The 21,626-nt window shown below is 60.9% G+C and carries 16 protein-coding genes; 5 read left to right on the forward strand and 11 right to left on the reverse strand.

Going from position 1 to position 21,626, the window contains the following annotated elements; genetic code table 11:
• Positions 1 to 18: 18 nt before the first annotated feature.
• From ACQ66M_RS01335 to ACQ66M_RS01345, 3 genes are all read right to left on the reverse strand, one after another.
• Entirely contained in the window at positions 19 to 930 is a 912-nt protein-coding gene (locus tag ACQ66M_RS01335; protein WP_430401459.1) for a hypothetical protein, read from the reverse strand.
• Positions 931 to 1,002: 72 nt separating this feature from the next.
• Entirely contained in the window at positions 1,003 to 2,202 is a 1,200-nt protein-coding gene (locus ACQ66M_RS01340; RefSeq protein WP_430401460.1) for a serine hydrolase domain-containing protein, read from the reverse strand.
• Positions 2,203 to 2,236: 34 nt separating this feature from the next.
• Positions 2,237 to 3,325 (reverse strand): phosphotransferase family protein, encoded by a 1,089-nt coding sequence (locus tag ACQ66M_RS01345; RefSeq protein WP_430401461.1) that lies wholly within the window; start codon positions 3,323 to 3,325, stop codon positions 2,237 to 2,239.
• A 107-nt stretch (positions 3,326 to 3,432) separates the two neighbouring features.
• Between ACQ66M_RS01345 and ACQ66M_RS01350 the strand changes: the two genes are divergently transcribed.
• A complete protein-coding gene (locus tag ACQ66M_RS01350; protein ID WP_430401462.1) occupies positions 3,433 to 4,020 on the forward strand; it encodes a murein L,D-transpeptidase catalytic domain family protein in 588 nt (195 codons plus the stop codon).
• Between the two features lie 5 nt (positions 4,021 to 4,025).
• Here the strand turns inward: ACQ66M_RS01350 and purD are convergent, their stop codons facing one another.
• On the reverse strand, positions 4,026 to 5,312 hold the full coding sequence (purD, locus tag ACQ66M_RS01355) for a phosphoribosylamine--glycine ligase (RefSeq protein WP_430401463.1): 1,287 nt from the start codon (positions 5,310 to 5,312) through the stop codon (positions 4,026 to 4,028).
• 47 nt (positions 5,313 to 5,359) lie between these two features.
• Here purD and xseA point away from each other — a divergent pair, with 47 nt between their 5' ends.
• Positions 5,360 to 6,763, forward strand: coding sequence for an exodeoxyribonuclease VII large subunit (gene xseA / locus ACQ66M_RS01360; RefSeq protein ID WP_430401464.1), 1,404 nt, complete (start codon positions 5,360 to 5,362; stop codon positions 6,761 to 6,763).
• 13 nt (positions 6,764 to 6,776) lie between these two features.
• On the opposite strand, the gene ACQ66M_RS01365 is transcribed toward xseA, so the two are convergent.
• From ACQ66M_RS01365 to ACQ66M_RS01385, 5 genes are all read right to left on the reverse strand, one after another.
• On the reverse strand, positions 6,777 to 6,989 hold the full coding sequence (locus ACQ66M_RS01365) for a DUF3126 family protein (RefSeq protein ID WP_350174894.1): 213 nt from the start codon (positions 6,987 to 6,989) through the stop codon (positions 6,777 to 6,779).
• Positions 6,990 to 7,087: 98 nt separating this feature from the next.
• Positions 7,088 to 7,900, reverse strand: a complete 813-nt coding sequence (gene cysE, locus ACQ66M_RS01370; protein ID WP_430401465.1) for a serine O-acetyltransferase — start codon at positions 7,898 to 7,900, stop codon at positions 7,088 to 7,090.
• 82 nt (positions 7,901 to 7,982) lie between these two features.
• A complete protein-coding gene (locus ACQ66M_RS01375; RefSeq protein ID WP_430401466.1) occupies positions 7,983 to 11,096 on the reverse strand; it encodes an efflux RND transporter permease subunit in 3,114 nt (1,037 codons plus the stop codon).
• A 13-nt stretch (positions 11,097 to 11,109) separates the two neighbouring features.
• Positions 11,110 to 12,294: an efflux RND transporter periplasmic adaptor subunit gene (locus ACQ66M_RS01380; protein ID WP_350174900.1), complete on the reverse strand. Its 1,185-nt coding sequence runs from the start codon at positions 12,292 to 12,294 to the stop codon at positions 11,110 to 11,112.
• A 4-nt stretch (positions 12,295 to 12,298) separates the two neighbouring features.
• Complete coding sequence (locus ACQ66M_RS01385; RefSeq protein WP_350174902.1) at positions 12,299 to 13,003, reverse strand: TetR/AcrR family transcriptional regulator; 705 nt, start codon at positions 13,001 to 13,003, stop codon at positions 12,299 to 12,301.
• Between the two features lie 136 nt (positions 13,004 to 13,139).
• On the opposite strand from ACQ66M_RS01385, the gene ACQ66M_RS01390 reads away from it, so the two are divergent.
• Complete coding sequence (locus ACQ66M_RS01390) at positions 13,140 to 13,775, forward strand: nitroreductase family protein (protein ID WP_350174904.1); 636 nt, start codon at positions 13,140 to 13,142, stop codon at positions 13,773 to 13,775.
• A 2-nt stretch (positions 13,776 to 13,777) separates the two neighbouring features.
• On the opposite strand, the gene queF is transcribed toward ACQ66M_RS01390, so the two are convergent.
• Together queF and ACQ66M_RS01400 are read right to left on the reverse strand one after the other, a co-directional pair.
• Positions 13,778 to 14,245, reverse strand: coding sequence for a preQ(1) synthase (gene queF / locus ACQ66M_RS01395; protein WP_430401467.1), 468 nt, complete (start codon positions 14,243 to 14,245; stop codon positions 13,778 to 13,780).
• Complete coding sequence (locus ACQ66M_RS01400) at positions 14,238 to 15,257, reverse strand: calcium/sodium antiporter (RefSeq protein WP_430401468.1); 1,020 nt, start codon at positions 15,255 to 15,257, stop codon at positions 14,238 to 14,240. The genes queF and ACQ66M_RS01400 overlap by 8 nt, the downstream gene beginning before the upstream one ends.
• Before the next feature lie 335 nt (positions 15,258 to 15,592).
• Here ACQ66M_RS01400 and ACQ66M_RS01405 point away from each other — a divergent pair, with 335 nt between their 5' ends.
• Both ACQ66M_RS01405 and ACQ66M_RS01410 read left to right on the forward strand, forming a co-directional pair.
• The gene (locus tag ACQ66M_RS01405) at positions 15,593 to 17,347 is read left to right on the forward strand and encodes an autotransporter assembly complex protein TamA (RefSeq protein WP_430401469.1); all 1,755 of its coding nucleotides are present in this window, start codon (positions 15,593 to 15,595) and stop codon (positions 17,345 to 17,347) included.
• Between the two features lie 89 nt (positions 17,348 to 17,436).
• Positions 17,437 to 21,453, forward strand: a complete 4,017-nt coding sequence (locus tag ACQ66M_RS01410; protein ID WP_430401470.1) for a translocation/assembly module TamB domain-containing protein — start codon at positions 17,437 to 17,439, stop codon at positions 21,451 to 21,453.
• The last annotated feature ends 173 nt before the right edge of the window (positions 21,454 to 21,626 follow it).

Raw genomic sequence — 21,626 nt, forward strand, 5'->3', positions numbered from 1 at the left:
TTGATGCTGGTTCGGGATTCAGGCTGGCAGCTTGTCGGCCGGGTAGTGCGGATAGCTGGCCTTCAGAACACCGTGATTGAGGAGGGTTTCCGCGACCTGCCTTGTGCCGGTCGAATCGAAAATGCGTGTACGGATCCAGTAATTCTCGGCCCGGCGGCTGGCCGACAGTGCGACGACCTCTCGGCGGAGGATATAGTCTTCACCGACAAAGAGCGGCCCGTCGATCATGCGCATTTCAAGGTCGGCAAACAGGCCGATGGACGGATGCTTGACCGGCCAGTTGGCCATGCCGCCTGTATAATTGGCGAGGACACTGACCATTTCCAGCGGAATGACAGGGCGCCCCCATGGAGACATTTCAGCATCGCTGTACCAGCCGCTTGGCTCAGTGATGACAGCGAGTTTCTGGTTCAGGCTGAACGGGTAGAGGTTTCCCATATGCTGGTCGGCGTCCATTCGGACCGGTTCGTCTTTCGTGGTCGTCAGGCCGACCTTCATGTCGGCGAGGATGACAAGATCATCGGCCGGACGCAGTTTCGCCATGCGGGCCTCAAGCAGGGTTTCGCCATGGTCAGGGCCAAGCGTGGCGCTAGCCTCCAGGACCGGCGTGCCATCCTCCTTTTCGGCCCAGCATCTGGTCCGGGTGTCACCAAACGCCGGGCGTTCGACAAAGGCGCGGACCTTCTCGCCCTCGAACACCATGTTCAGGAAGTGGGTAGAGAGGCAGCCGCGCTCGAACCAGTCCCTGCCCCAGATATCGTAGAGCATCGGCACGAATTGCTGGAAGTGTGTCGGACCTTCAATCGGGCCGGCCTTGATTCCCAGCCGTTCGGCCTCCGCATCGTCGTGGAGCGACTTGTGGCCGCCATAGGATTGCTCCTGCAGCATTTGCGCGGGCGCACGAAGCGGGCCTTTGAGGATGTCGGTCATGTCTTCTCCCTCTTTTAGCGGACAGTGCCACCTTCCTGCTTTCGCGTCACCTGCGGACGCGGCGCGGCATATCTATTGCGTGTCTGAATCGATGGCGCGCTGCACTGCCTTGTAAAAGGCCTTGCGGGCCTCGAACTCACCGTCGCGGTCGCCCAGCGCCGATGTCCAGCTGCTATTGGATGCAATCACCAGATCGCGCGACGGATCAATGAAGATGCCCTGCCCGAAAATACCGTCTGCCTGGAACGAACCGTCATCCCATGTCCACCATTGGTATCCGTAACCTTCACCCGGCACACCATAGCCGACCTGCGCTTGGGTGGCTTTGCTTAGCCATCCATCCGGCAATACTGGCCCGTTGGCCGTTGTGCCGCCGTCAAGGATGAACTGGCCGAAGCGAGCGAAGTCACGCACCGATGCCTGGATGCAGCAGCCGCTGATCTCCTGCCCGTCCGTACCCAGCAACCAGGAAGCGTCCTGCTGCATGCCATAGGGTTTCCAGATCTTTTCCGACAGGTAGTCAGCCAGTGACTTTCCCGTAGCGCGACTGACCAGCACGCCGATCAGATTGGTCTCGCCGGTGGAATAGTGCCAGACCCGCCCTGCCGGATGTGCGCGATCCAGCGAGGCCATATAGGTCGCAATCGCGCTCTGGCCAGGCTCGACCGCCAGCGTGTTGAACCGCGCCACGTCTGAATTGGGATCGTCGTAATCCTCGTTCCAGGCAACGCCCGATGTCATCGTCAGCAATTGCAAGACTGTGACGTCATCATAGGCCGATCCGCGCAATTCCTCGATATAGTTCGCAACCGGATCATCGATGCTGGCAATTGCGCCGTCTGCGACGGCCGCGCCGACCAGCGTCGACGTCATCGACTTGGCGACAGAGAAGCTGGTCCACCGGCCATCGGCCTTGAAGTTGAGGCTGTAGCGCTCCAGCCGCACCTTTCCGCCGTGGAGGACAACCAATCCCGATGTCCGGTTATCATAAATATAATCGCCAACATTGATATCCAGAACGAGCGGATCACCCGCCGACAGGGGATGGACATCTGTACCCGATGCAATCTCCCGGGATTCGGCGATGAGCGGCATCTGGTCGATCATGCGGAATCCCGCATCCCGCTGCCCCTGATCCCAGAACAGGATATCCTTGTCATACGGCTGATCACCGAGAAGAGTACGCCCTTCAGCACCGGTGGCCGCGCAGCCAGTTGCCGAAACAGCGGCAATAGCTGCCAGGCCGATACCGAAAAGCCGCAGAAAATTCATACGTTTACCTGTTACCTGAAATTGCCCGGAGGCATCACCCGGCCATACCGGCCTTGCGCGCGTAACTGGCCGCAAACTGTGCAAGCGGCACAACGCGTTCGGCATTGGATTCAGCATTCGCGCTGTTTGCCGTGCCGTCACGCACACGTCCGACAATGCCCTGCAGAATGCCCGCGAGCCGGAAGGCATTATAGGCGAAGTAATAGTCAAGCTCCGGTAAACCATCGCGGCCCGTGTGCGCGCAGTACATCTCGACATATTCTTCCATGGTCGGGATGCCCCAGGCCTTGAGGTCCGGAATGGCCGACAGGGAGCCACGGCTCGAATCGCCGGGTGGCATGACCCAGTTCATCAGGTGGTACGAGAAATCGGCCAGAGGATCGCCCAGTGTCGACAGCTCCCAGTCGAGCACGGCGATCACTTTCGGCTCAGTGGGGTGGAGCACCATATTGTCGAGACGATAATCGCCATGAACGATCGTTGTCTTGTCGCCCGGTGGAATATTCTTCGGAAGCCACTCGATCAGCTGTTCCATTTCCGGAATGTGCATCGTTTCCGATGCCTTGTACTGTTTGGTCCAGCGATGGACCTGGCGGGCAACATAATCCCCTTCCTTGCCAAACCCTTCGAGCCCCGCCTTCTTCCAGTCCACATTGTGCAGGTCGGCGAAGGTCTTCAGCTTGGATTCATAGATCTTGCGGCGCATCGCGGGCTCATAATCGGGGAGCGTACCGTCCCAGAGGATGCGGCCCTCAACCATGTCCATTACGTAGAAGATCGTGCCGACGACATCTTCGTCCATGCAAAGGCCATAAGGCCGCGCAACCGGATAACCGAGAGGATACAGCGCATTGATAACGCGGAATTCACGGTCGACGGCGTGCGCGCTCGGCAGGAGATTGCCGGGCGGCTTGCGGCGCATGACATATTTCTTGCTGGGCGTGACCAATTGGTAGGTCGGGTTGGACTGGCCGCCCTTGAACTGGCGCACCTCCAGCGGGCCTTCATAGCCTTCAACATTGGCCTCCATCCAGGTAGCCAGACTGGCCTCGTTGAACTTGTGTGACTCAACAACGGATTTGGTGCCGCTGAACAGGTCCTGTGCCGTTTCTGTCTCTGCCATGGGGGTACTCTCATTTCTGACGTTTCCTCGAGGGCACCATAACGGACCACTGCGCGGTGCCAAGACCTGCCGTAAGGTCGCCGCATTTGGCGGGAAATGTGCCACCCATGATACGCTCGCTCAATGCCCTCGCCTTCTTCGCTTTTACGGCGCTCGGTGCGCAAGCTGTAACCCTTGACCCGCAAGGCCAGATCAGGCCCGACCTGCTGGGAAAGGCCCTCGCTGCGCACGAATCCCACAAGGCAAGCACGCGCGAGACGGGCCGCCTCGTCGTGGTCGACTATTCGCGGCATTCGCGTGAGGCGCGACTTTATATCGTGAACCTGCAGACCGGCCACGTGGTCAGTTTCCGGGCCGCCCATGGCAAGGGCTCCGACGCAGACCATGACGGCCATCTTGACCATTTTTCAAATGAGTCAGGCTCCAGCGCCAGCCCCGAGGGGGCCTTCATCACCGCCGAGGAATACGTTGGAAAGCATGGCCGCAGCCTGCGCCTCGACGGGCTGGATACGGCCAACAGCGCGTCACGCGACCGGGCGATCGTGATCCATGCTGCCGATTATGCCGAGCCCGCCTTCCTGGCGCAGCATGGCAAGCTCGGCCGTTCCAATGGCTGCATCGTGTTCTCGAAGGCAGACCTGAAGACATTCCTCACCGATGTGCCGCAAGGCACGCTGATCTTCGTGGGCAAGTAGACCCGCTAGAGCGCCCGCCAGCCGATGTCGCGGCGGCAGAAGCCACCGGGCCAGTCGATGCGGTCGACACCTGCATAGGCGCGCGAAATCGCCTCTTCGAGGGTCGCGCCGGAAGCGGTGACGTTCAGGACCCGCCCGCCCATGGCAACGATGGCCCCTTCAGAATCCCTGTCGGTTCCCGCGTGGAACACGGTGACACCTGGCAGATTGTTCGCCTCGGCCAGGCCATTGATCACCGATCCCTTGGCGTAGCTGCCGGGATAGCCTTCAGAGGCCAGCACCACGGTCGCGGCCGGATCAAAGCGTTCGAGTTCCAGCAGGGATTCGAAGGCATCCTCGTTTCCGTCGAGCCCGCCGGTCGCGGCGGCGAGAATGGCCGGGACGATGTCACCAGCGAGCCCTTTCATCAGGACCTGGCATTCCGGATCGCCGAAACGGGCATTGAACTCGACAACTTTTGGCCCGTCACCGGTCACCATGACGCCGACATAAAGCACGCCCTGATAGGGCATGCCGTCTTTCGCCATGCCGTCCAGCATGGGCCGGACAATCCCGGATTTGATGCGATCCATGACGGCCTGTGTAACGACGGGCGCGGGAGCGTAAGCGCCCATGCCGCCCGTGTTCGGACCGGTATCACCGTCACCAACGCGCTTGTGATCCTGCGCGGCAGGCAGGTAGACAGCGCCATGGCCGTCGGTGATCACGAAAATGCTGGCTTCCTCACCCTGCATGAACTCCTCGATGATCAACGTAGCAGAGGCCTCACCAAACTTGCCGGAGAGCATCTCGTCGACTTCGGCGTCAGCCTGCTCAAGCGTTTCGGCGATGACGACGCCCTTGCCCCCGGCAAGGCCATCCGCCTTGAGCACGAAAGGCGCCTCCATCGTGCGCAGGAAGTCCTTGGCGAGCGCAGGCGTCGTGAACTCGCCATAGGCGGCCGTGGGCACGCCATAGGCCATCATCCGCGCCTTGGAGAATGACTTGGAGGATTCCAGTTGCGCAGCGAGGCGACTGGGACCGAACACATCGAACCCGCGGGCCCGCAGGATGTCGGCAAGCCCGAGCGCGAGGGGGGCTTCCGGGCCGATGACGACGAGGTCTGGCTCCACCTGCAGGGTCAGTTTTACGAGATTGTCGATATCGTCAGCGGCAACGTCGAAGCACGGGCCGATCACGTCCATACCGGGATTGCCGGGTGTTGAGTGGACCACGTCCACCAGGGGCGACTGGTCGATCTTCCAGGCCAACGCATGTTCGCGCCCGCCGGATCCGATGAGGAGGATGTTCATGGGATTTGGCCCCTCGCCTGCAGCTTTCCAGCCGCTATAAAGGCTGGATGCCCGACTCGCCAGTACCCAATGACCATGCTGTTTCCGTCTCGGAGCTCGCCGCGAGCCTGAAGCGGACGATTGAATCGAATTTCGACCATGTGGTCGTGCGCGGCGAGCTTGGCCGGGTGACGATTGCCCGGTCAGGTCACATGTATGCCGACATCAAGGATGAGAAGGCGGTCCTGAACACGATCATGTGGAAAGGACAGGTCGACAAGCTGCCTTTCCGGCCCGAGGAGGGGCTCGAAGTGATCGCCACAGGGCGATTGTCAATCTATGAGGGGCGGTCAAACTACCAGCTGATCGCAAGCTCGATGCGCCCTGCCGGCGCTGGGGCGCTGATGGCACTGCTGGAAGAGCGCAAGAAGAAGCTGGCCGCAGAAGGCCTGTTTGACGCCAGTCACAAGAAGAAACTACCATACCTGCCGCACACGATCGGCGTGATCACGAGCCCGACAGGCGCAGTAATCCGCGATATCCTGCACCGCATCCAGGACCGCTTTCCTGTGCGCGTGATCGTCTGGCCTGCCCTTGTGCAGGGCGATGCAGCTGCGGCGCAGGTGACCGCTGGCATCAAGGGTTTCAACGCCATGACCGGGACTGACAGGCCCGACGTGCTGATCGTGGCGCGCGGTGGAGGCTCAATCGAGGATCTCTGGCCTTTCAATGAGGAGATCGTTGTACGCGCGGCCTTTGACAGCGAAATCCCGCTGATCTCCGCGGTCGGCCATGAGACCGATACAACCCTGATCGACTATGTCTCCGATGCCCGCGCACCCACGCCCACGGGCGCTGCAGAGATTGCCGTGCCCGTACGTAGCGAGCTTTTGCTGAGCATTGAGGAAAGCGGGGCCCGCCTGAAGCGGGCGCTGGCGCGGCGGACGGCACGGTCCCGCGATGCCCTGCGTGCGGCGCGCATGCCCCGGCCTGAAACGCTGCTGCAGTCGAAACGCCAGAGGCTGGACTATGCGGCGGCCAACCTGCCCCGCGCGACCCGCGCCCTGATCGAGCGCAGCCGGTCACGGCTGGCCGCAGCGCAGGTCAGCCCGGCCGGGCTGAAGGCAGATATCCGCCGGTCGCGCCAGAGCCTGCGCGAGACGGCCGTTCGCGCTAGACCGGCCCTGATGCGCCTGATCGAGCGGCGCAGCGTGGCGCTGGAATCCCAGGGCAAGCTGCTGGAAACGCTCTCTTACCATGCCACCCTCAGCCGGGGGTATGCCATCATCCGGGGAGAGGATGGCAAACTCATTCGGTCGTCCGGCATTGCTGAAAAGTCGTCGACCCTTCGCCTCAGCTTCTCGGATGGCGATGTCTTGGCCGCGCCTCTGGCCGGCCCTGCCCCATCGCCACCGGCGGCTCCCAAAGCGAAAAAAGCCCCAGCCAAAGGTGGCCAGGGCTCTCTGTTCTGAGCGGCGGGCGCGATCAGCTACCCGAGAGGTCTTCCTGCAGGACCGTCATCTGGAACTGGTAGGACGTCTCGCCTTCGTCGATATCCTTGTAAACTAGGGCAATGAATTCGGCGCCGAGATAGACCTCGACGGAATCATCCGTCTTGTCGCGCGCCAGCAGGCGCAGGCCCGGGTGCAGCTTTTCTTTCAGGTACGCCTCAAGACGCAGTGTTTCTTCACGTTCCATGACGCGTACTCCTTCGTAATTCAGCGGCGCAACCTAGTCTTTTTCTTTTGCGGCGCAACAGGGGCGCCTGCAAACAGATGTGAGCAGGCTCGCTTGACTTACTTGGCCATTTCGTCCGGGATGTTCTGATCCATCGTCCTGGCCGGTTGGCAACAGAGGGGTTTGCCGACAATCTTCGCCGGTACGCCAGCCACTGTGGAATGCGCTGGCACATGCTTGAGCACCACGCTGCCGGCAGCCACTTTGGCCTCATCGCCAATCGTGATGTTGCCCAGAACCTTTGCACCAACGGACACGAGGACGCCCTTGCCAATCTTCGGGTGACGATCGCCGACTTCCTTGCCCGTTCCGCCAAGCGTTACGCCTTGCATGATCGAGCAACCATCGCCGACAACTGTGGTTTCGCCAATTGTTATGCCGGTGGCATGATCGAGCATGACGCCTGTTCCGATGCGCGCGGCGGGGTGGATATCGACACCGAACAATTCTGATGCAACGCCCTGGAAATGGAAGGCGAGCGATTCACGGCCCTGCCGCCACAGGACATGGGCGACCCGGTGCGTCTGCAGCGCCAGGAAACCCTTGAAGAACAGGAATGGTTGCAGCATGCCCCGGCATGCCGGGTCGCGCTCAAGCACCGCCTGCATGTCTGCCTCCGCCGCCTCAAGCAGCGAGTGATCGGAATCATAGGCAGTGGAAAGGATGTGGCGCACCTGAAGCGTGCCCATGACAGGACCGCCCAGTTTTTCGGCCAAATGATAAGACAGGGCCTGACAGAGCGTGGAATGCGCAAGGATCGCCGCATTGATATAGCTCGCGAGCGTCGGCTCTTCAGCCGCTGCAGCAGCGGCCTCGAAACGCAGCCGGCGCCATGCGGGCGGTGGGGCACCGATATCAGGGTTTTCGACCATTCAGGCCTCCGTCAAAAATCGCTTCTTAGGCACATGGGCAAAGATTGCGCCCGTATCAAGTTCTCCGGCTTTCCCAGTTCACTCATTCAGCCGGCATCTGGCGCCGGCCAAACAGGTATGTCAGCGTCTTTCGCATGGGTTTCAGCGTCATGATCCGGAACACGGCCGGGGTGAAATAAAGCGCCAGCAGCGCTGAACCGGCGACACCGCCGGAAATGCCGGCGGCAAGCGGCATCCAGAACGAGTCGCCCGTCAGAAGGATCGGAATGAAGCCGCCCATCGTCGTGAGCGTGGTGGCAACAATGTGCCGGGTCGCATCCACGACAATCTCGCGCTGGGCGATGATGTCATCGGCCATGGCTGCGGGGCTGGCGGTCAGCAATGACAACACGACAATTGAGCCATTGATCGCAATCCCGAGCAGGCCAAGACCGCCGATGATGGCATTGAAACCAAATGGCAGATTGAACAGCCAGACACCAAAGAAGGCGAGACCCAGGGACAGGAATCCTGTCGTCAGGATCAGCAGCATCATCCGGAACGAGTTGAACACCAGCATGATCGCACCGGCCATGACGAGGACCAGCGGAATACCCACACCTGCCAGATTTCCGATCGCCTCGCCCGAATTCTCCGCTTCGCCACCGATGCGGATAGTGTAGCCCGGCGGCAGTCGGAAGCCGCTGGCATCGAGACGTGCCTGAAAATCAGCAAAGACCGGTGCCGGCAGGGTGTAGGGATCAAGAAAGGCGAGAATCTGATTCATGCGCTGGCCATCACGGCGCGACACCACAGCTGTCTTGGCCTCGAGCGTCATTTCACCCAGCGCAGAAATCGGTGTGCCGTCGCCGACCGTCATGGCGCGCAGGTCTGTCAGTGTACCGCGCCGGCTCTCCGGGCCGATAATGATAACGGGCAGTTCTTCGGTGCCCTCAACAATGGAACCGGCGCGAACACCTTCCAGTTCGGCATTCATGGCCGAGGCCAGTTCGGTCAGGCGCTGCCCGGCCAGTGCCGAGGCGGATTCATCTGCCTTAAGACTGACGGTCGGAGCGCCAAGTTCGAGCGACGCGACAGTATAAGTGACACCGGGCGTTTGTGCCAGAATGGTTCGGGCTTCGTCACCGAGGCGGCCGAGCGTTTCAAAATCATTGCCCATGATCGTGAAATCGATGGGTGCATCGGCAGGAGGCCCTTGCTCGAAGGGCAAAGCGAGGAACCGAGCGCCGGGAAATGCGTCGCGCATTTCGTGCTGCACTTTGGCAACAATTTCATGCGTCCGCTGGTTGCCGTCCAGCTGGACCCAACCGGCGGCGAAGCCTTCCACGCCCTCGGTATTGTCGATCATGTTGTAGTAGACGCGCGGCGACGGCTCGCCCAGCACCCAGGTGACTGACTGCACGCCTTCCATTGATTCGATCAGTTCGCTCGCTCGCTGTGTCGACGCAATCGTATCTGAGAGATTGGCTTCGGGCGGCAGCTGCAACGAAATCTGGAACTGGTCTCGCTCCGTTTGCGGAAAGAATTGCGAAGGCAATTGACCGACCAGATAGAAACCAAGAATGGCCGGCGCGACACTCAAGGCGATACCCAAGGGCGGGAAACGCAGAACAGCTTCGATTGTTGCCCGGTATCCATCCGCGATGAAGTCGACCGTGACGCCGTCCCGCCACCAGCGGCGGGGCCTTCTGGCGATGCCCGTTTCCCAGCCACGTGTTCGGTCGAACCAGCCCGCCATTGCCGGGATCAGGGTCATCGAGACGATGAATGAAGCAGTGATAGAGAAGACAACCGACAGGCCAATCATGCCAATGAATTCACCCGCGCCGCCCGGCAGCAGAGCGATCGGCGCGAAGGCCAGCGCGGTGGTCAGAGTCGAGGCCGCGAGAGGGGCAAACAGGTGGCGCAGGCTCTTGTCGATGGCCTGCAGCCGAGACGAACCGCGGGCGCGCATCTGATCGAAATCGTCAACGACAACAATGGCATTGTCGATGAGCAGACCCAGCGAAATGACAAGCCCGGTTACCGACATCTGGTGCAGTGGGTGTCCGAACACCTTGAACAGGATGAGCACGAGCGCGACCGTCAATGGAATGGCTGACCCCACGACCAGTGCCGACCGCCAGCCCATTGTGAAGAACAGAACCACGAACACGATGCAGGCCGACATTAGCAGGTTTCTGGCGAGGCCATTCAGGCGCGCATTGGTATATTTGCTCTGGTCGAAAACCGTTTCGATACGCAGCCCCGGCGGGGCGTTCTGAGCGAAATCTTGGACGACCTGCTGCGCGGTCGCGGCCCACTTGTCCACGCGCTGGTCCTCGGAAATGAACGCGCCCACGAAAATGGACCGTTTTCCGTTTTCAAGCGCCATGCGGACTGGTGGATCTTCGAACCCTTTCTGGACGGTTGCGATGTCACTCACCCGCACTTCGGAACCATCCGGGCGCTGTACCAGGGGAACGGAACGAATGCGGGAAATGTTTTCGAACTCGCCGCCGACTTCGAGGCCCACATTGCCACCGTCCGAACGCAGGCGACCGGCGGGGGTCTTGCTGTCTGCCGATGCGACCAGCGAAGCTGCCTGGCGCACTGTCAGACCGGCAGCGGACAAGGCCTCAGGGTCAACGACGATGCGGATTTCTTCAGCGGGCACGCCATAGAGGTCGGTCAGTTCGGTTCCGGGCAGGCGCTGGAACCGGTCCTGCAGGTCAAGCGCCATGCGCCGCATCACGGCGAGCGGGGGAGCCTCCTCGCCCTCCCAAACCAGCCCGACGACCAGAGTCGCCGCGCCGACATATTGCCGATTGATTTCCGGCGTGTTTGTGCCCGCCGGAAACTGTGACTCCGCAAACGCGACCTTCTGGCGGATCAGCGTCCAGGCATCATCGACTTCAGCCTCGGTGAGGTCCTCCCGCACCTGCAGGCCAACTTGCGACACGCCCGGCCGCGATACGGACTGGATTTCATCGACCTCAGGCAGCTCCATCAGGGCTGCCTCGATCGGCTGCGTAACGAGCGCTTCCATGCGTTCGGCGTCAGCGCCGGGTAATGTGGTCAGGATGAAACCATACCGCTCGATCAGCGTCGGGTCTTCCTGCCGGCCCAGCGAAAACATCGCACCGATGCCGCCAATCAGGATCACCATCATGGTGAGGATCGCGAGGCGCGGGAGACGGAAGAAGATGGTGCGCATGGCGGACCGGTCCTCAGCCTTCGTTCGGCGCGTCGGCGCTGGTCGCGTCGCGCGGCATCACCGGCATGCCGGGGGCAATCCGCTGCAGGCCGTCAACGATCACGCGGTCGCCTTCCTGCACAGGCCCGCGAACGAACCCGCGGCCGCCTTCGGAATGCACCATCTCCACGGGTCGCGGCTCGGCGCGCCAGCCCGTATCGGATGGCGCCGCCACGAACACCGTCCACAGCCCCCGCGAACCGGTCGACATGGCTTTGACCGGAACCCAGAAGCCCGGCTCGTTAATCTCGCGCTCCATGGACAGCCGCACGACAGCCCCCGCCGGAAGCTCGCCCGGATTTTCGATATCGAAGACGGCTGTCACCGTGCGCCGGTCGGCATCGATGACACCTGTAACTGTGCGCAGAATGGCATCCACAGTGCCCGTATCGGCGATGAGTTTATAGGTGTCGCCGGTCTTCAACCGCGCCGCACTGACAGCCGGAAGGCCAATCTTGGCTTCCAGATGCCCCGCCTCGACCAGCTCGAGGATCAAAGTGCCGGGCCCGGCAATCGCCCCCTCATCCACCATCCGGGATGTCACCACCCCGTCGAATGGTGCAGTGATACGGGCAAGATCTATCTGGACACGCAATGTGTCGGCCTGGGCCCGGGCAGCTTCAATACGCGCCATGGACGTGTTTGCCTGCGCTTCTGCCTCATCGACCCTTTGCTGGGAGACGTGCCCCTGAAGTTTCAGTGTCCGTTGGCGCTCAACCGTATTCAAAGCGAGTGAATGGGCGGCGCGGGCTTCCTGGACAACCGCCTGGGAGGAAGCCAGCTGCGCAGCGAGACTGCGCGTATCGAGCCGCGCGAGGGTTGCCCCCTCTTTGACACGGTCGCCGACATCAGCACTCATCAAATCAATTCGGCCACCGCTTGAAAATCCGAGCTGGCTCTTGCGGCGGGCTTCAGCGAGCCCGCTGAACGTCTCATCGATACGGAACTCACTGGCCAGACGCACGGGCATGACCGAAACGGTGAGCGGATCGGGCGTGACGGAGGCAACTTTAGGCCCCTCCGCGCTGCGCAGTTGCGTCGCCGCATACATCAGGCCAGCCGCCGCAATGCAAAGGATCACGAGGAAGATGATGCCCTTCAGGAAGGTCGGGCGCTTCTCGCGGGTCTCGTCGCCCTGATAGTCATCGGAAGGCGTCATGGTCTCAGTCCTCGAGAGTCAGATCAGTTTGCCGCGCCAGGGCAGGTGTTTGCAATCCCCGAAACACCAGGTCGGCGTGAAAGGCGATAAATGAGCTGGCCGAGACGGGCGTATTCGACGCCAGCAATGGAGAAATATTCGGCATGTGCGTAATCAGCTGCGCCAGGCCGTGGGAAGAAGCCCAAACCGACTTGGCAGATAGGAACGGGTCCAATCCGGGATCGAACACATTCAGTGACTGCCCCTCGCGAACCATGTCGACGAGAATGTTGAAGGCCCGTCCCTTGTAGGTCTTTTCGAATTCTTCCCATTTCCGTGGCGGCGTCTGCGTATCTGGATCGGCCGCAAGGGGGCCGGAAAAAGCCGCAGCATAATGATGCGGGCGCTCCAGGGCGGTTTCGATATAGGTCGAGACGCAGGCCCGTCCGCGTTGCGAGAACGGCGCATCAGTGCAGGATATCCTGTCAACGCGCGCCAGAAGACGCTCAAAGAAAGCCTCCTTCAGTTCGTCAATCAGCTCCTCCTTGGAGCCGAAATACTTGTAGATTGCGGACGGTGAGTAATCGATTTCTTCGGCCAGCCGCCGAATGGAAAGGCCGGTCTCGCCCTCCGACGCAAAAACGCGCTCGGCCGCGTCGATAATGGCGCCGCGCACTTTCAGGCGCCGGCGCTCGGCCGGTGTGGGCTCAAGGGACAGGTCAGAAGGCATGAAGCGCAGTCTATTACAGATGAATGTTCAAAAAGTGAACGCTGTTCTCTAACCTAGTCTTCTCCTCCATGTACGACAAGAAGAAACATGGAACCCTGCTCTTTCGGGAGCCATACAGGCCCGCTATGTAGCGTCCATGTCACACCTATTCCCCCCTGCACCTCCTGTCGGCACCACGATGCTGCCCGCACGCCCCAGCGCAGACGCCCGCGCCCTGCTCGCGCTGCGCCGATCCGCCAGCAAGCATCACCTTGCTGAGCCGGGCCCATCACCCGATGCGCTGGACGAATTGCTGAAAGTTGCTGCCCGGGTACCCGACCACCGCAAACTGGCTCCGTGGCGCTTTATCGTCTTCGAAGGCGATGCCCGAACGGCATTCGGCGAACAGCTGGCCCGCATCCATGATGCGAATAAGCCAGATGCGGAATCCAGCGACATTCTGGACGCTGCGGGCCTGCCCCTGCGCGCGCCTGTGATGGTCGCAGTCATTTCATCGCCCGACCCGACGCACAAAACACCCGTGTGGGAGCAGGAATTGTCAGCCGGTGCGGTGTGTCAAAACCTGCTGCTCGCCGCAAATGCTGCTGGCTGGGGCGGTGTCTGGTTGTCCGAATGGATGGCATTCGATCCGGACGTGGCAAAACTGCTTGGCCTGACTGATGACGAACGCGTCGCAGGGTTCATCTATCTTGGAACGGCCACGATGGGCTGCCCGGAACGGCCGCGGCCAGATATGCGCGAAAAGATCACACGGTGGACAGCGCCAGCGTAAAGTCAGCCCCGGCCGCGATAGCTCGCGACGCCCGTATCCGGAACGTACAGGCCTGCGGGCACATCGCCGGACTGCCAGAACACATCGATCGGTATCCCCCCGCGCGGATACCAGTAGGCTGATATGCGGAGCCATTTAGCCTCGGTAAACTCATGAATGCGCTTGCCGATCGCGACTGAGCAATCCTCATGGAATGCGCCATGGTTGCGGAAGCTCGTCAGGTAGAGTTTGAGACTCTTGCTTTCGACCAGCCATTCTCCTGGCGCATAGTCGATCACGATATGCGCAAAGTCCGGCTGACCCGTAACCGGGCAAAGCGAGGTAAACTCAGGCGCCACAAAACGCGTGAGGTAGAACGTGCCCGCATGGGGGTTGGGGACGCGTTCGAGGCGGGCTGCTTCTGGTGTTTGGGGCGCGCTGGTTTGCTGGCCGAGCTGGCCGAGCCCCTGATAGATCGGATTGTCAGCCATAAGGTATGATTCCCGGGACAGGGATTAAGTCGAACAAGAGACCGAAATAGAGGCCATAGGCGAGCAGGAGTACCGCACCTTCCCACCGTGCGATGCGTTTTCCCGTCATCGCGAAAAGCATGAGCAGGAAGACTGACAGGATGAGCGCACCGATGTCGGTGGATGAAATGATGCTCGAAGCGCGCCCCTGTGACATCGCTTCAGCTGCGATATCGCCGCGCAGCGTGAAAGGATGGACGACTGCCGTGATGCCAAGAATGCCGAGCACGTTGAAAATGTTGGAACCGATTATGTTGCCAAGAGCCACATCCGATTTGCCACGATAGGCCGCCACGACAGAGGTCACAAGCTCAGGCAGGCTGGTGCCCACAGCCACAATTGTGAGGCCGATGACCGTTTCGCTGATCCCCAGGTCCCGTGCGATGACCACGCCGCCATCGACCAGCAACCGGGCACCAAGTATGACACCGACCAACCCGCCCAGCGCAATGAGCAACCCGACAACCAAGCCATAATTCGCCTCGACCACTTCACCTTCAGCGGCGTGCATAGCGGCCGCATCACTATCGCGGCGCTGGTCGGCGATGAAGGAATATGCCAGGTACGCAAGCAGCAGGCCGAGCAGGCCCACGCCCATCGGCCGCGTAAACATGTCGAACCAGATCAGCGCACAGAGCAGCGCCGTCACGCCCAGCATGATCATGCCATCACGGGCCAGGGCCCGCGGATTGGTCAGAATGGGGCGGATCACTGCCGCCAAGCCGAGCACGAGCAGGATATTGGCGATGTTCGACCCGACCACGTTGCCAACCGCAATCCCGACGGCATCTTGCCCGATCGCCCGCAGGCTGGTGACCAGTTCCGGAACGGACGTGCCGAAACCGACAAGCGTCAGGCCGATGACCAATTCCGAAATGTTGAGCCTGCGCGCGACACTGACCGATCCGCGCACAAGCGCCTCGCCGCCAATGAAAAGCAGGATAAGGCCGCCCAGGACCATAAGGTAAGTCATTCATTGCCCCGCTAAGATTCAGTTTGCCAATCATACGGGGTATCCAGGCAAGCTGGCAAACGGAGAGTGCTGTGCGTACTGCTGTCTCCCGCACGAGGCAGAAGCGCATGTCTTTCCTGCAGAATCCCGGATTAACCTGCAGTGTTTGGGGCGAAAATGGCCGTAATATCGCCTATCTTCAGGTCAAACGAGCCAGTTCAGCCTTCATTTAGGAAAACTGGCGCAATCCTCGCATTCAGATCTGGATGGTGAATTCTTCGATGGCACAACGGCTGACGCGCCTTACAACAGTGGCCGGGAGCGTCCTGACGCACCCGGTTACGGGCGTGTGCCTTATGGGTGCGGTAACCGCCTGCGCCGGCTTTCCCGGAAGCAATGCAAACGGCATTGGCAGCACCGCTCGCCAAGTGCCTGTCGAGATCGATGGTGTGCCGGCCGGCCTGGAGGCCAGGGCCAAGACCGTACTCGAAACCGATCATGCTGCGCCGCGCAGCGTCCTGGAGGCGCGCAACCGGGCAAGCATGTCCGCAGACACGCTGGAGGAGTTTCTCGCGTCCGAAGGATATCTCGCTGCAGACGTTTCACCTGAACTTGTCGAACGGGTCGAAAAGAAGCCCCGACTGGATGTGTCAGCGGGCGACCTGTTCCGCATCGCTTCCGTGAGTGTAACGCTCGCCACGCCGGTCAGCGATACGCTGCAGGCCAGACTTGATGCGGAGAAGCAAAAGCTTTCCCCGGGAGCGCCCGCGCGGACTTCAGATATCGAAGATCTCGACCGCAGGCTGGTGCGCACCTTGCGAGATCGTGGTCATGCCTTTGCCGAAAGCGATGGCATCGATGTACTGGCATCGCGCAAGGATAAGACCGTCGAACTGACTTACGCTTTGCGTCCAGGCCCGTTCGTGCGCCTGGGTGACATGGTGATGACGGAGACCGGCGGCACGGATGCCGATGCGATCCGCGTCTTCCGCACCTGGACGCCGGGCGACCCCTATTCTGCCGAGAAGATTGATCAACTTCGCCTCCGGCTGCGCAGCAGCGGCCTGTTTGACGGGATCGGCGTAGAGGTGTCTGAGACACCAGACGACAATGGCCTTTACCCCGTGAACCTCACCTTGAGCGAGGCCAAGCAGCGCTCGATCGGCGCGGGCGTCACGGCATCAACCACGGACGGCGTCGGCGCCGACGCCTTCTGGGAACGCCGGAACATAACGGGCGCCGGAGACACGCTCCGTGTGCAGGCCGAAGTCGCGACGCTCGCGCGTGAGCTCGCCACAACCTATACCCGCCCCAATATCGGCCGATACGGACGCACGCTGACTGCGGAGGCGGGTGTACGCGGCGAAGAGACGGATGCCTACGATCTGCAGGGTATCAAGTTTGGTGCCGCGCTCTCACAGCCGTTCAACAAGAATTTCACGCTGTCGGCCGGTGCGTCGCTCGATGCCACCCGCACCAAGGAACTGCGTCTTCGCGCCCTTCTCGAGCCCCGGGAACTCTACACGCTTTCCTTCCCGCTTGCAGCGACCTACTCTACCGTGAAGAAGCCACTCGATCCGCAAGAGGGGGTCCGGGCATTCCTGGGGGTTGAACCCGGCCTGTCGCTCGGCGATGCAACCGCAGGCTATACGCGGATGCTACTGTCGGGATCGACCTATCGCAAGATCGCTGACGGCCCCTTCGTTGCCGCACTGAGAGGCGAACTTGGTGCGTTCCTTGGATCGGACTCTGTGCCGCTGGACCGCCTGTTCTTTGCCGGTGGGGGCGGATCGGTTCGCGGGTTCGAATACCAGAGCCTGTCGCCCCGCGATTCAACCGGCGCACTGATCGGCGGACGAAGCCTGTTCGACATGTCAGCTGAACTGCGCTGGCGTCGGAGCGACAGGCTTGGATACGTTCTGTTCGTCGATAGTGGTGCAGCGGCAGGCAGCGTCGAAGACGTCTTCGGTGATCTGCGCACTGCCGTGGGTGTCGGCGTGCGCTATTATCCGGGCTTCGGTCCAATTCGCGTTGACATCGCCACTCCGCTCGACCGGCGCGACGGGGAAGACCCTGTCCAGTTCTATGTCTCGATTGGTCAATCCTTCTGATGACCAGGGTCCGCTCCACGCTTGACATGATACGCCGCCATCCGTTCGTTTCCGGGGCGCTGGCAATCATATTTCTCATTCTGGCCGTCATGTTGGGCCTTCGCTTGTGGATCAACAGCGACGGCGGTCGCGCCTATGTCCTGTCGCAGATTGACGGCCGCGAGATCGGCAGTCTTGGGCGCATCTCTGCGTCTGGCCTGACAGGGGATCCCCTGACGCAGATGCACCTGGAACAATTGTCGATCGCGGACGCAGACGGCATTTGGCTCGATACACGGGACCTCAGCCTGAAATGGACCCCGCGCGCGCTTCTGTCCCGAACGGTCGATCTCAATCTGGCCAGCGCGGAGGAGATTTCGGTCCTCAGGCGGCCAGAGATGCCATCAGGCGAGAGCGAAGGTGGCAGCAGCTGGGCGGTCGAATTGGACGATCTCAGCATCGCCAAACTGTCGCTGGCCGAGGGCGTGGCTGGCCCCGCCGCTGCGTTCAGCGTTTCAGGCGCATTCAACACGGACCGCAGTGGCGGCATAAGCACCCGACTGGATGTCGCGCCGCTGGAGGGCCTTGGCGACCGCCTCAAGATTGACGCGCGCCGTGATTCCGCAGGCCATATTAAGCTTGTCGCAGACGGCACGGCACCAGCGGGCGGAACTTTCGCGACATTGATTCGCCTGCCAGATAATCAGGATGCTGATTTTACAGCATCAGCCGATGGCACGCTGGAAGAAGGCGACGGATACTTCCTGCTGAAAGTGTCTGGCAGAAATGCCGCGTCGATGACTGCAAAGATTGTCGACGGGCGCCTGACGGCGAATGCCGACCTTGATGGCACGCTCCTGCCCTTGCCGGATGTCGCAAAAGAGATGTTGGGGGCAAACGCCCGCTTTGTTCTGGATGCAGGTATCGGTAAGCGTGAGACGGTATTCGACTTGTCGGCGACACTGGCATCGGGTGCATTGACGGCCAAAGGCACCGCCGACACCGATACCAGGGCGCTGATGGGACCAGTCGCCGTCAATCTCGACTTCACGGGCTTTTCTGATCTCACCGGCATTTCCGCAAACCTGAAACTGGATGGCGCGGTCGATATTGCCGATGATTTGCCCACCTACACGGGCGCTGCGGAGCTCGTGGCACATGAAGGCGCTGACCTGCCCTTCTCGCGTCTTGCCGGCCCGGTTTCTGCCTCGCTGACACCTGAGCGAATTCCATTCAAGGCGGACCTGACGGGCGAAGGCGTCTTCGCCGGGAATGACAGCTTGGCTGGCCTGATCGGCAAGCAGCCACACCTTGTCACCAGCGGGGTGTACGCGCGCGAAACAGGCGTTCTGACCCTGAAGCCTTCCGCGCTCGATTTGCCCAATGGAATGGTAACCGCATCAGGCACTGTGGGAACAGGTGACCGTATCCTGGGCCTGCGCGGCACGATCGAACAGGCCCTGAAAAGCCTGCCAGGCGACTTTGAAGGGCGCGCGTCAGGTACATTTCGCTTGTCAGGCACATTCAGCAAACCGCAAATTGAAACCAATTTGTCCGTCGCTGATTTCTCAGGGCTTCCCGATAGTGTCGCTCCGCTGATTGGCTCGGCGCCAGATGTCAGCGCATCGCTCGCAATCGACGGCAAGGCAATACGAATCAGCAAAGCTGCCGTGAAAGGCGACGGGGTCAGGTTTGATGGCAGCGGCAACTACCAGATTGATGGCGTCAGTTCCCTGCAATTTGACTTTTCGCAATCGGAACCACTTTCCATCAGCGGCAACAGTTTCGACCTTCATGCCGGCACCGTCTCCGTGTCCGGACCATCTGGTGCACATGAGATTGGCATCACGTCCTCCGATGGCGTGTTCAACATCGCCTCCCGCGACCTCTCCAGTGTCACGACGGGCGCCACATTGACCCTCACCGAGGGACAGGTGTCCGGGCCTCTCTCGCTGACCGGTCAATTTGCCGGAGAGGCCTTGGAACTGACGGCAAAACTGACCCGCGCAGACAGCGCAACTCTCATAGAGGCAATTTCCGGATCCTATGGCCCACTCGCGCTTTCGGGCCGGGCCGAGATTGGTAATTCGGGTGACCTGGTCGTGGCGCTGAATGCCGATGGCGATGGCCTGAAGACGGATGACGTCCAGGTCGAGAGCCTGAGAGCCGTCATCAGCATCCTGAAGGAAGGTCAGAACCCGATCGCAATCGTCGCCCATGCTGAAGGGACCGGTGCCAGACTGCCCGCCGCCATCCAACTTGATTCCTTCTCGGCTGACATCAAGAACAACAGGGACGGGTACGACTTCAAAGTCAGCCTCAGAAGCGATGCGCCGACCCGACCGTTCAACTTCACATTTTCCGGTCAGGCCGACCTCTCGGGCGAGGCGCCCAACGGAACCTTCAGTCTATCGGGGTCCGCCCTTGGCGAACTACTGAGCACGCCCGAACCGGCACGCTGGCGCCTCGGCGAAAGCCCGGACCTGAATGGGCGTCTCTCCATCCTCGGCGGCGAAGTGAAGGCCGAGCTATCCGGCGCTGGTGAGACTGCCCTTCTCGCCGTTGACGTCAACGCCGTCGATTTCGGCGCCTTGTTCGCAATGGCCAATCTCGGCGAGGTCGACGCGCAGTTGAATGGCCGGGGCGAATTCCGGCCGATCGGCCTGTCACCCACCGGCTCATTTGCCTTTTCGGCGACAAGTCCGATTCCGGGTCTGGAGACATCACTGACGCTGGACCTGACCGGGCGCCTTGATGCCAGCGCAATGAAGGTCAATGCCAGAAGCAATTATGGAAACGACCTCGTTCTCGTTGCGGATGTCGCCCTGCCGATCATACCATCGGCAGACTCCCTTGCGAGCCTTGATCGCGAAAAGCCCCTTACAGGCCGCGCAACATTGAACGGAGACCTGGGCGCCCTTCACTCGGCCGCCCTCGCCTATGGTCACGATATCGGCGGACGGGTTGATGCGAGCGCGACCCTTTCCGGAACACTGGCCAAGCCGGTCGCCGCGGGTGATGCGAACGTTTCAAATGGCATCTACGAGTTTGGCGCAACCGGCCTGCGGCTGACCGGGATAGCGCTCAATTCCTCCTATGCTGACCGGACTTTGAGCCTCAATGGATCCGGCGGCAGCGCAGGTAATGGAACGATTACGCTGGACGGCACGCTCGGCCAGGATGAAGGACGGCTGAGCGCAGATCTGTCTCGCCTTCTGGTCTATGAGCGCAATGGTGACATCGCGCGCCTGAGCGGAAAAGTTGCGTTTTCCCAGGACAAGGAGGGCCGCCTGTTATCGGGCAAGCTCTTCGTGGATGAAGCACGCGTTTCACTCGACAACCTGCCATCTGCCGGGCCCAAGGCCATCGACGTCCGCTGGAGTGAAGGTGACGATCCGACGAATACCCCCAGTGAGCTGCGGCAATCACTGAAGCTCGATCTTGATCTCGATGCGACACGCCGCGTTTATGTTACCGGTCGCGGACTGGACAGTGAATGGGCCCTGGACCTGACCGCGACCGGGACCGCCTCCGATGTCAACCTCAATGGCACGGCGACCATGCTGCGTGGAGACCTTGATCTTGCGGGCCGGCCTTTTGTCTTCGACACGGGCGCAATCACATTCAATGGCGCGCTGGACACAGCCCGCATCAACATTTCGGCCAATCGGTCCGTGAATGGTTTTGTGGCGCGTGTTGAAGTCTCGGGCAAGCCGACCCAGCCTGTATTCGAGCTGTCGAGCACACCCGACCTTCCGCAGGATGAAATCCTGTCCCGACTCCTGTTCGGGCGTTCATCGATTGACCTGTCCCCGGTGGAGGCTGCGCAGCTGGCCTCCTCAATTGCCCGCCTGAGCGGCCGGAACGCGGGGTTCGACCCCGCCGCTGAGTTGCAAGCCGTACTTGGCGTGGATCGCCTGTCCATCGGCGCGAATGACGCTGGTAATGCCGAACTGGGTGTTGGCCAGTACCTGGCCGAAGACGTCTACCTCCAACTGAACGCCGCCGGCGCCGATGGCAGCTCTGTGGAAGTCGAATGGGAACCTGTTGACCAAGTCTCGGTCACTTCCGAAACGACATCAACTGGCGAGAACAAACTCTCCATTAGGTGGAAAAAAGACTATTAGTCGCGATCTTCGTGAAATCTGCCATTTGAAACCAAAGGTATGAATATTGGGGCTTGTTTCCCTCTCAAGTAGCAGGTCCAACGGCATGAGGGATACAAACGCACCTCATGTTTCATTTTTTTTACAAGTGCAGCTGTTGCCTAAACACCCGTAGCGCGAAATGCATTGGTCAA

The sequence above is a fragment of the Hyphomonas sp. genome (assembly GCF_965284475.1).
Taxonomy (GTDB): domain Bacteria; phylum Pseudomonadota; class Alphaproteobacteria; order Caulobacterales; family Hyphomonadaceae; genus Hyphomonas.

Bases quoted from the DNA above. Each gene is read 5' to 3' on its own strand.
- ACQ66M_RS01390 (WP_350174904.1), top strand. From the start codon at position 13,140: ATGTCACACCTATTCCCCCCTGCACCTCCTGTCGGCACCACGATGCTG.
- ACQ66M_RS01400 (WP_430401468.1), bottom strand. From the start codon at position 15,257: ATGACTTACCTTATGGTCCTGGGCGGCCTTATCCTGCTTTTCATTGGC.
- ACQ66M_RS01345 (WP_430401461.1), bottom strand. From the start codon at position 3,325: ATGGCAGAGACAGAAACGGCACAGGACCTGTTCAGCGGCACCAAATCC.
- ACQ66M_RS01335 (WP_430401459.1), bottom strand. From the start codon at position 930: ATGACCGACATCCTCAAAGGCCCGCTTCGTGCGCCCGCGCAAATGCTG.
- purD (WP_430401463.1), bottom strand. From the start codon at position 5,312: ATGAACATCCTCCTCATCGGATCCGGCGGGCGCGAACATGCGTTGGCC.
- queF (WP_430401467.1), bottom strand. From the start codon at position 14,245: ATGGCTGACAATCCGATCTATCAGGGGCTCGGCCAGCTCGGCCAGCAA.
- ACQ66M_RS01365 (WP_350174894.1), bottom strand. From the start codon at position 6,989: ATGGAACGTGAAGAAACACTGCGTCTTGAGGCGTACCTGAAAGAAAAG.
- xseA (WP_430401464.1), top strand. From the start codon at position 5,360: ATGCCCGACTCGCCAGTACCCAATGACCATGCTGTTTCCGTCTCGGAG.
- ACQ66M_RS01405 (WP_430401469.1), top strand. From the start codon at position 15,593: ATGGGTGCGGTAACCGCCTGCGCCGGCTTTCCCGGAAGCAATGCAAAC.
- ACQ66M_RS01385 (WP_350174902.1), bottom strand. From the start codon at position 13,003: ATGCCTTCTGACCTGTCCCTTGAGCCCACACCGGCCGAGCGCCGGCGC.
- cysE (WP_430401465.1), bottom strand. From the start codon at position 7,900: ATGGTCGAAAACCCTGATATCGGTGCCCCACCGCCCGCATGGCGCCGG.
- ACQ66M_RS01340 (WP_430401460.1), bottom strand. From the start codon at position 2,202: ATGAATTTTCTGCGGCTTTTCGGTATCGGCCTGGCAGCTATTGCCGCT.
- ACQ66M_RS01410 (WP_430401470.1), top strand. From the start codon at position 17,437: ATGTTGGGCCTTCGCTTGTGGATCAACAGCGACGGCGGTCGCGCCTAT.
- ACQ66M_RS01380 (WP_350174900.1), bottom strand. From the start codon at position 12,294: ATGACGCCTTCCGATGACTATCAGGGCGACGAGACCCGCGAGAAGCGC.
- ACQ66M_RS01350 (WP_430401462.1), top strand. From the start codon at position 3,433: ATGATACGCTCGCTCAATGCCCTCGCCTTCTTCGCTTTTACGGCGCTC.
- ACQ66M_RS01375 (WP_430401466.1), bottom strand. From the start codon at position 11,096: ATGCGCACCATCTTCTTCCGTCTCCCGCGCCTCGCGATCCTCACCATG.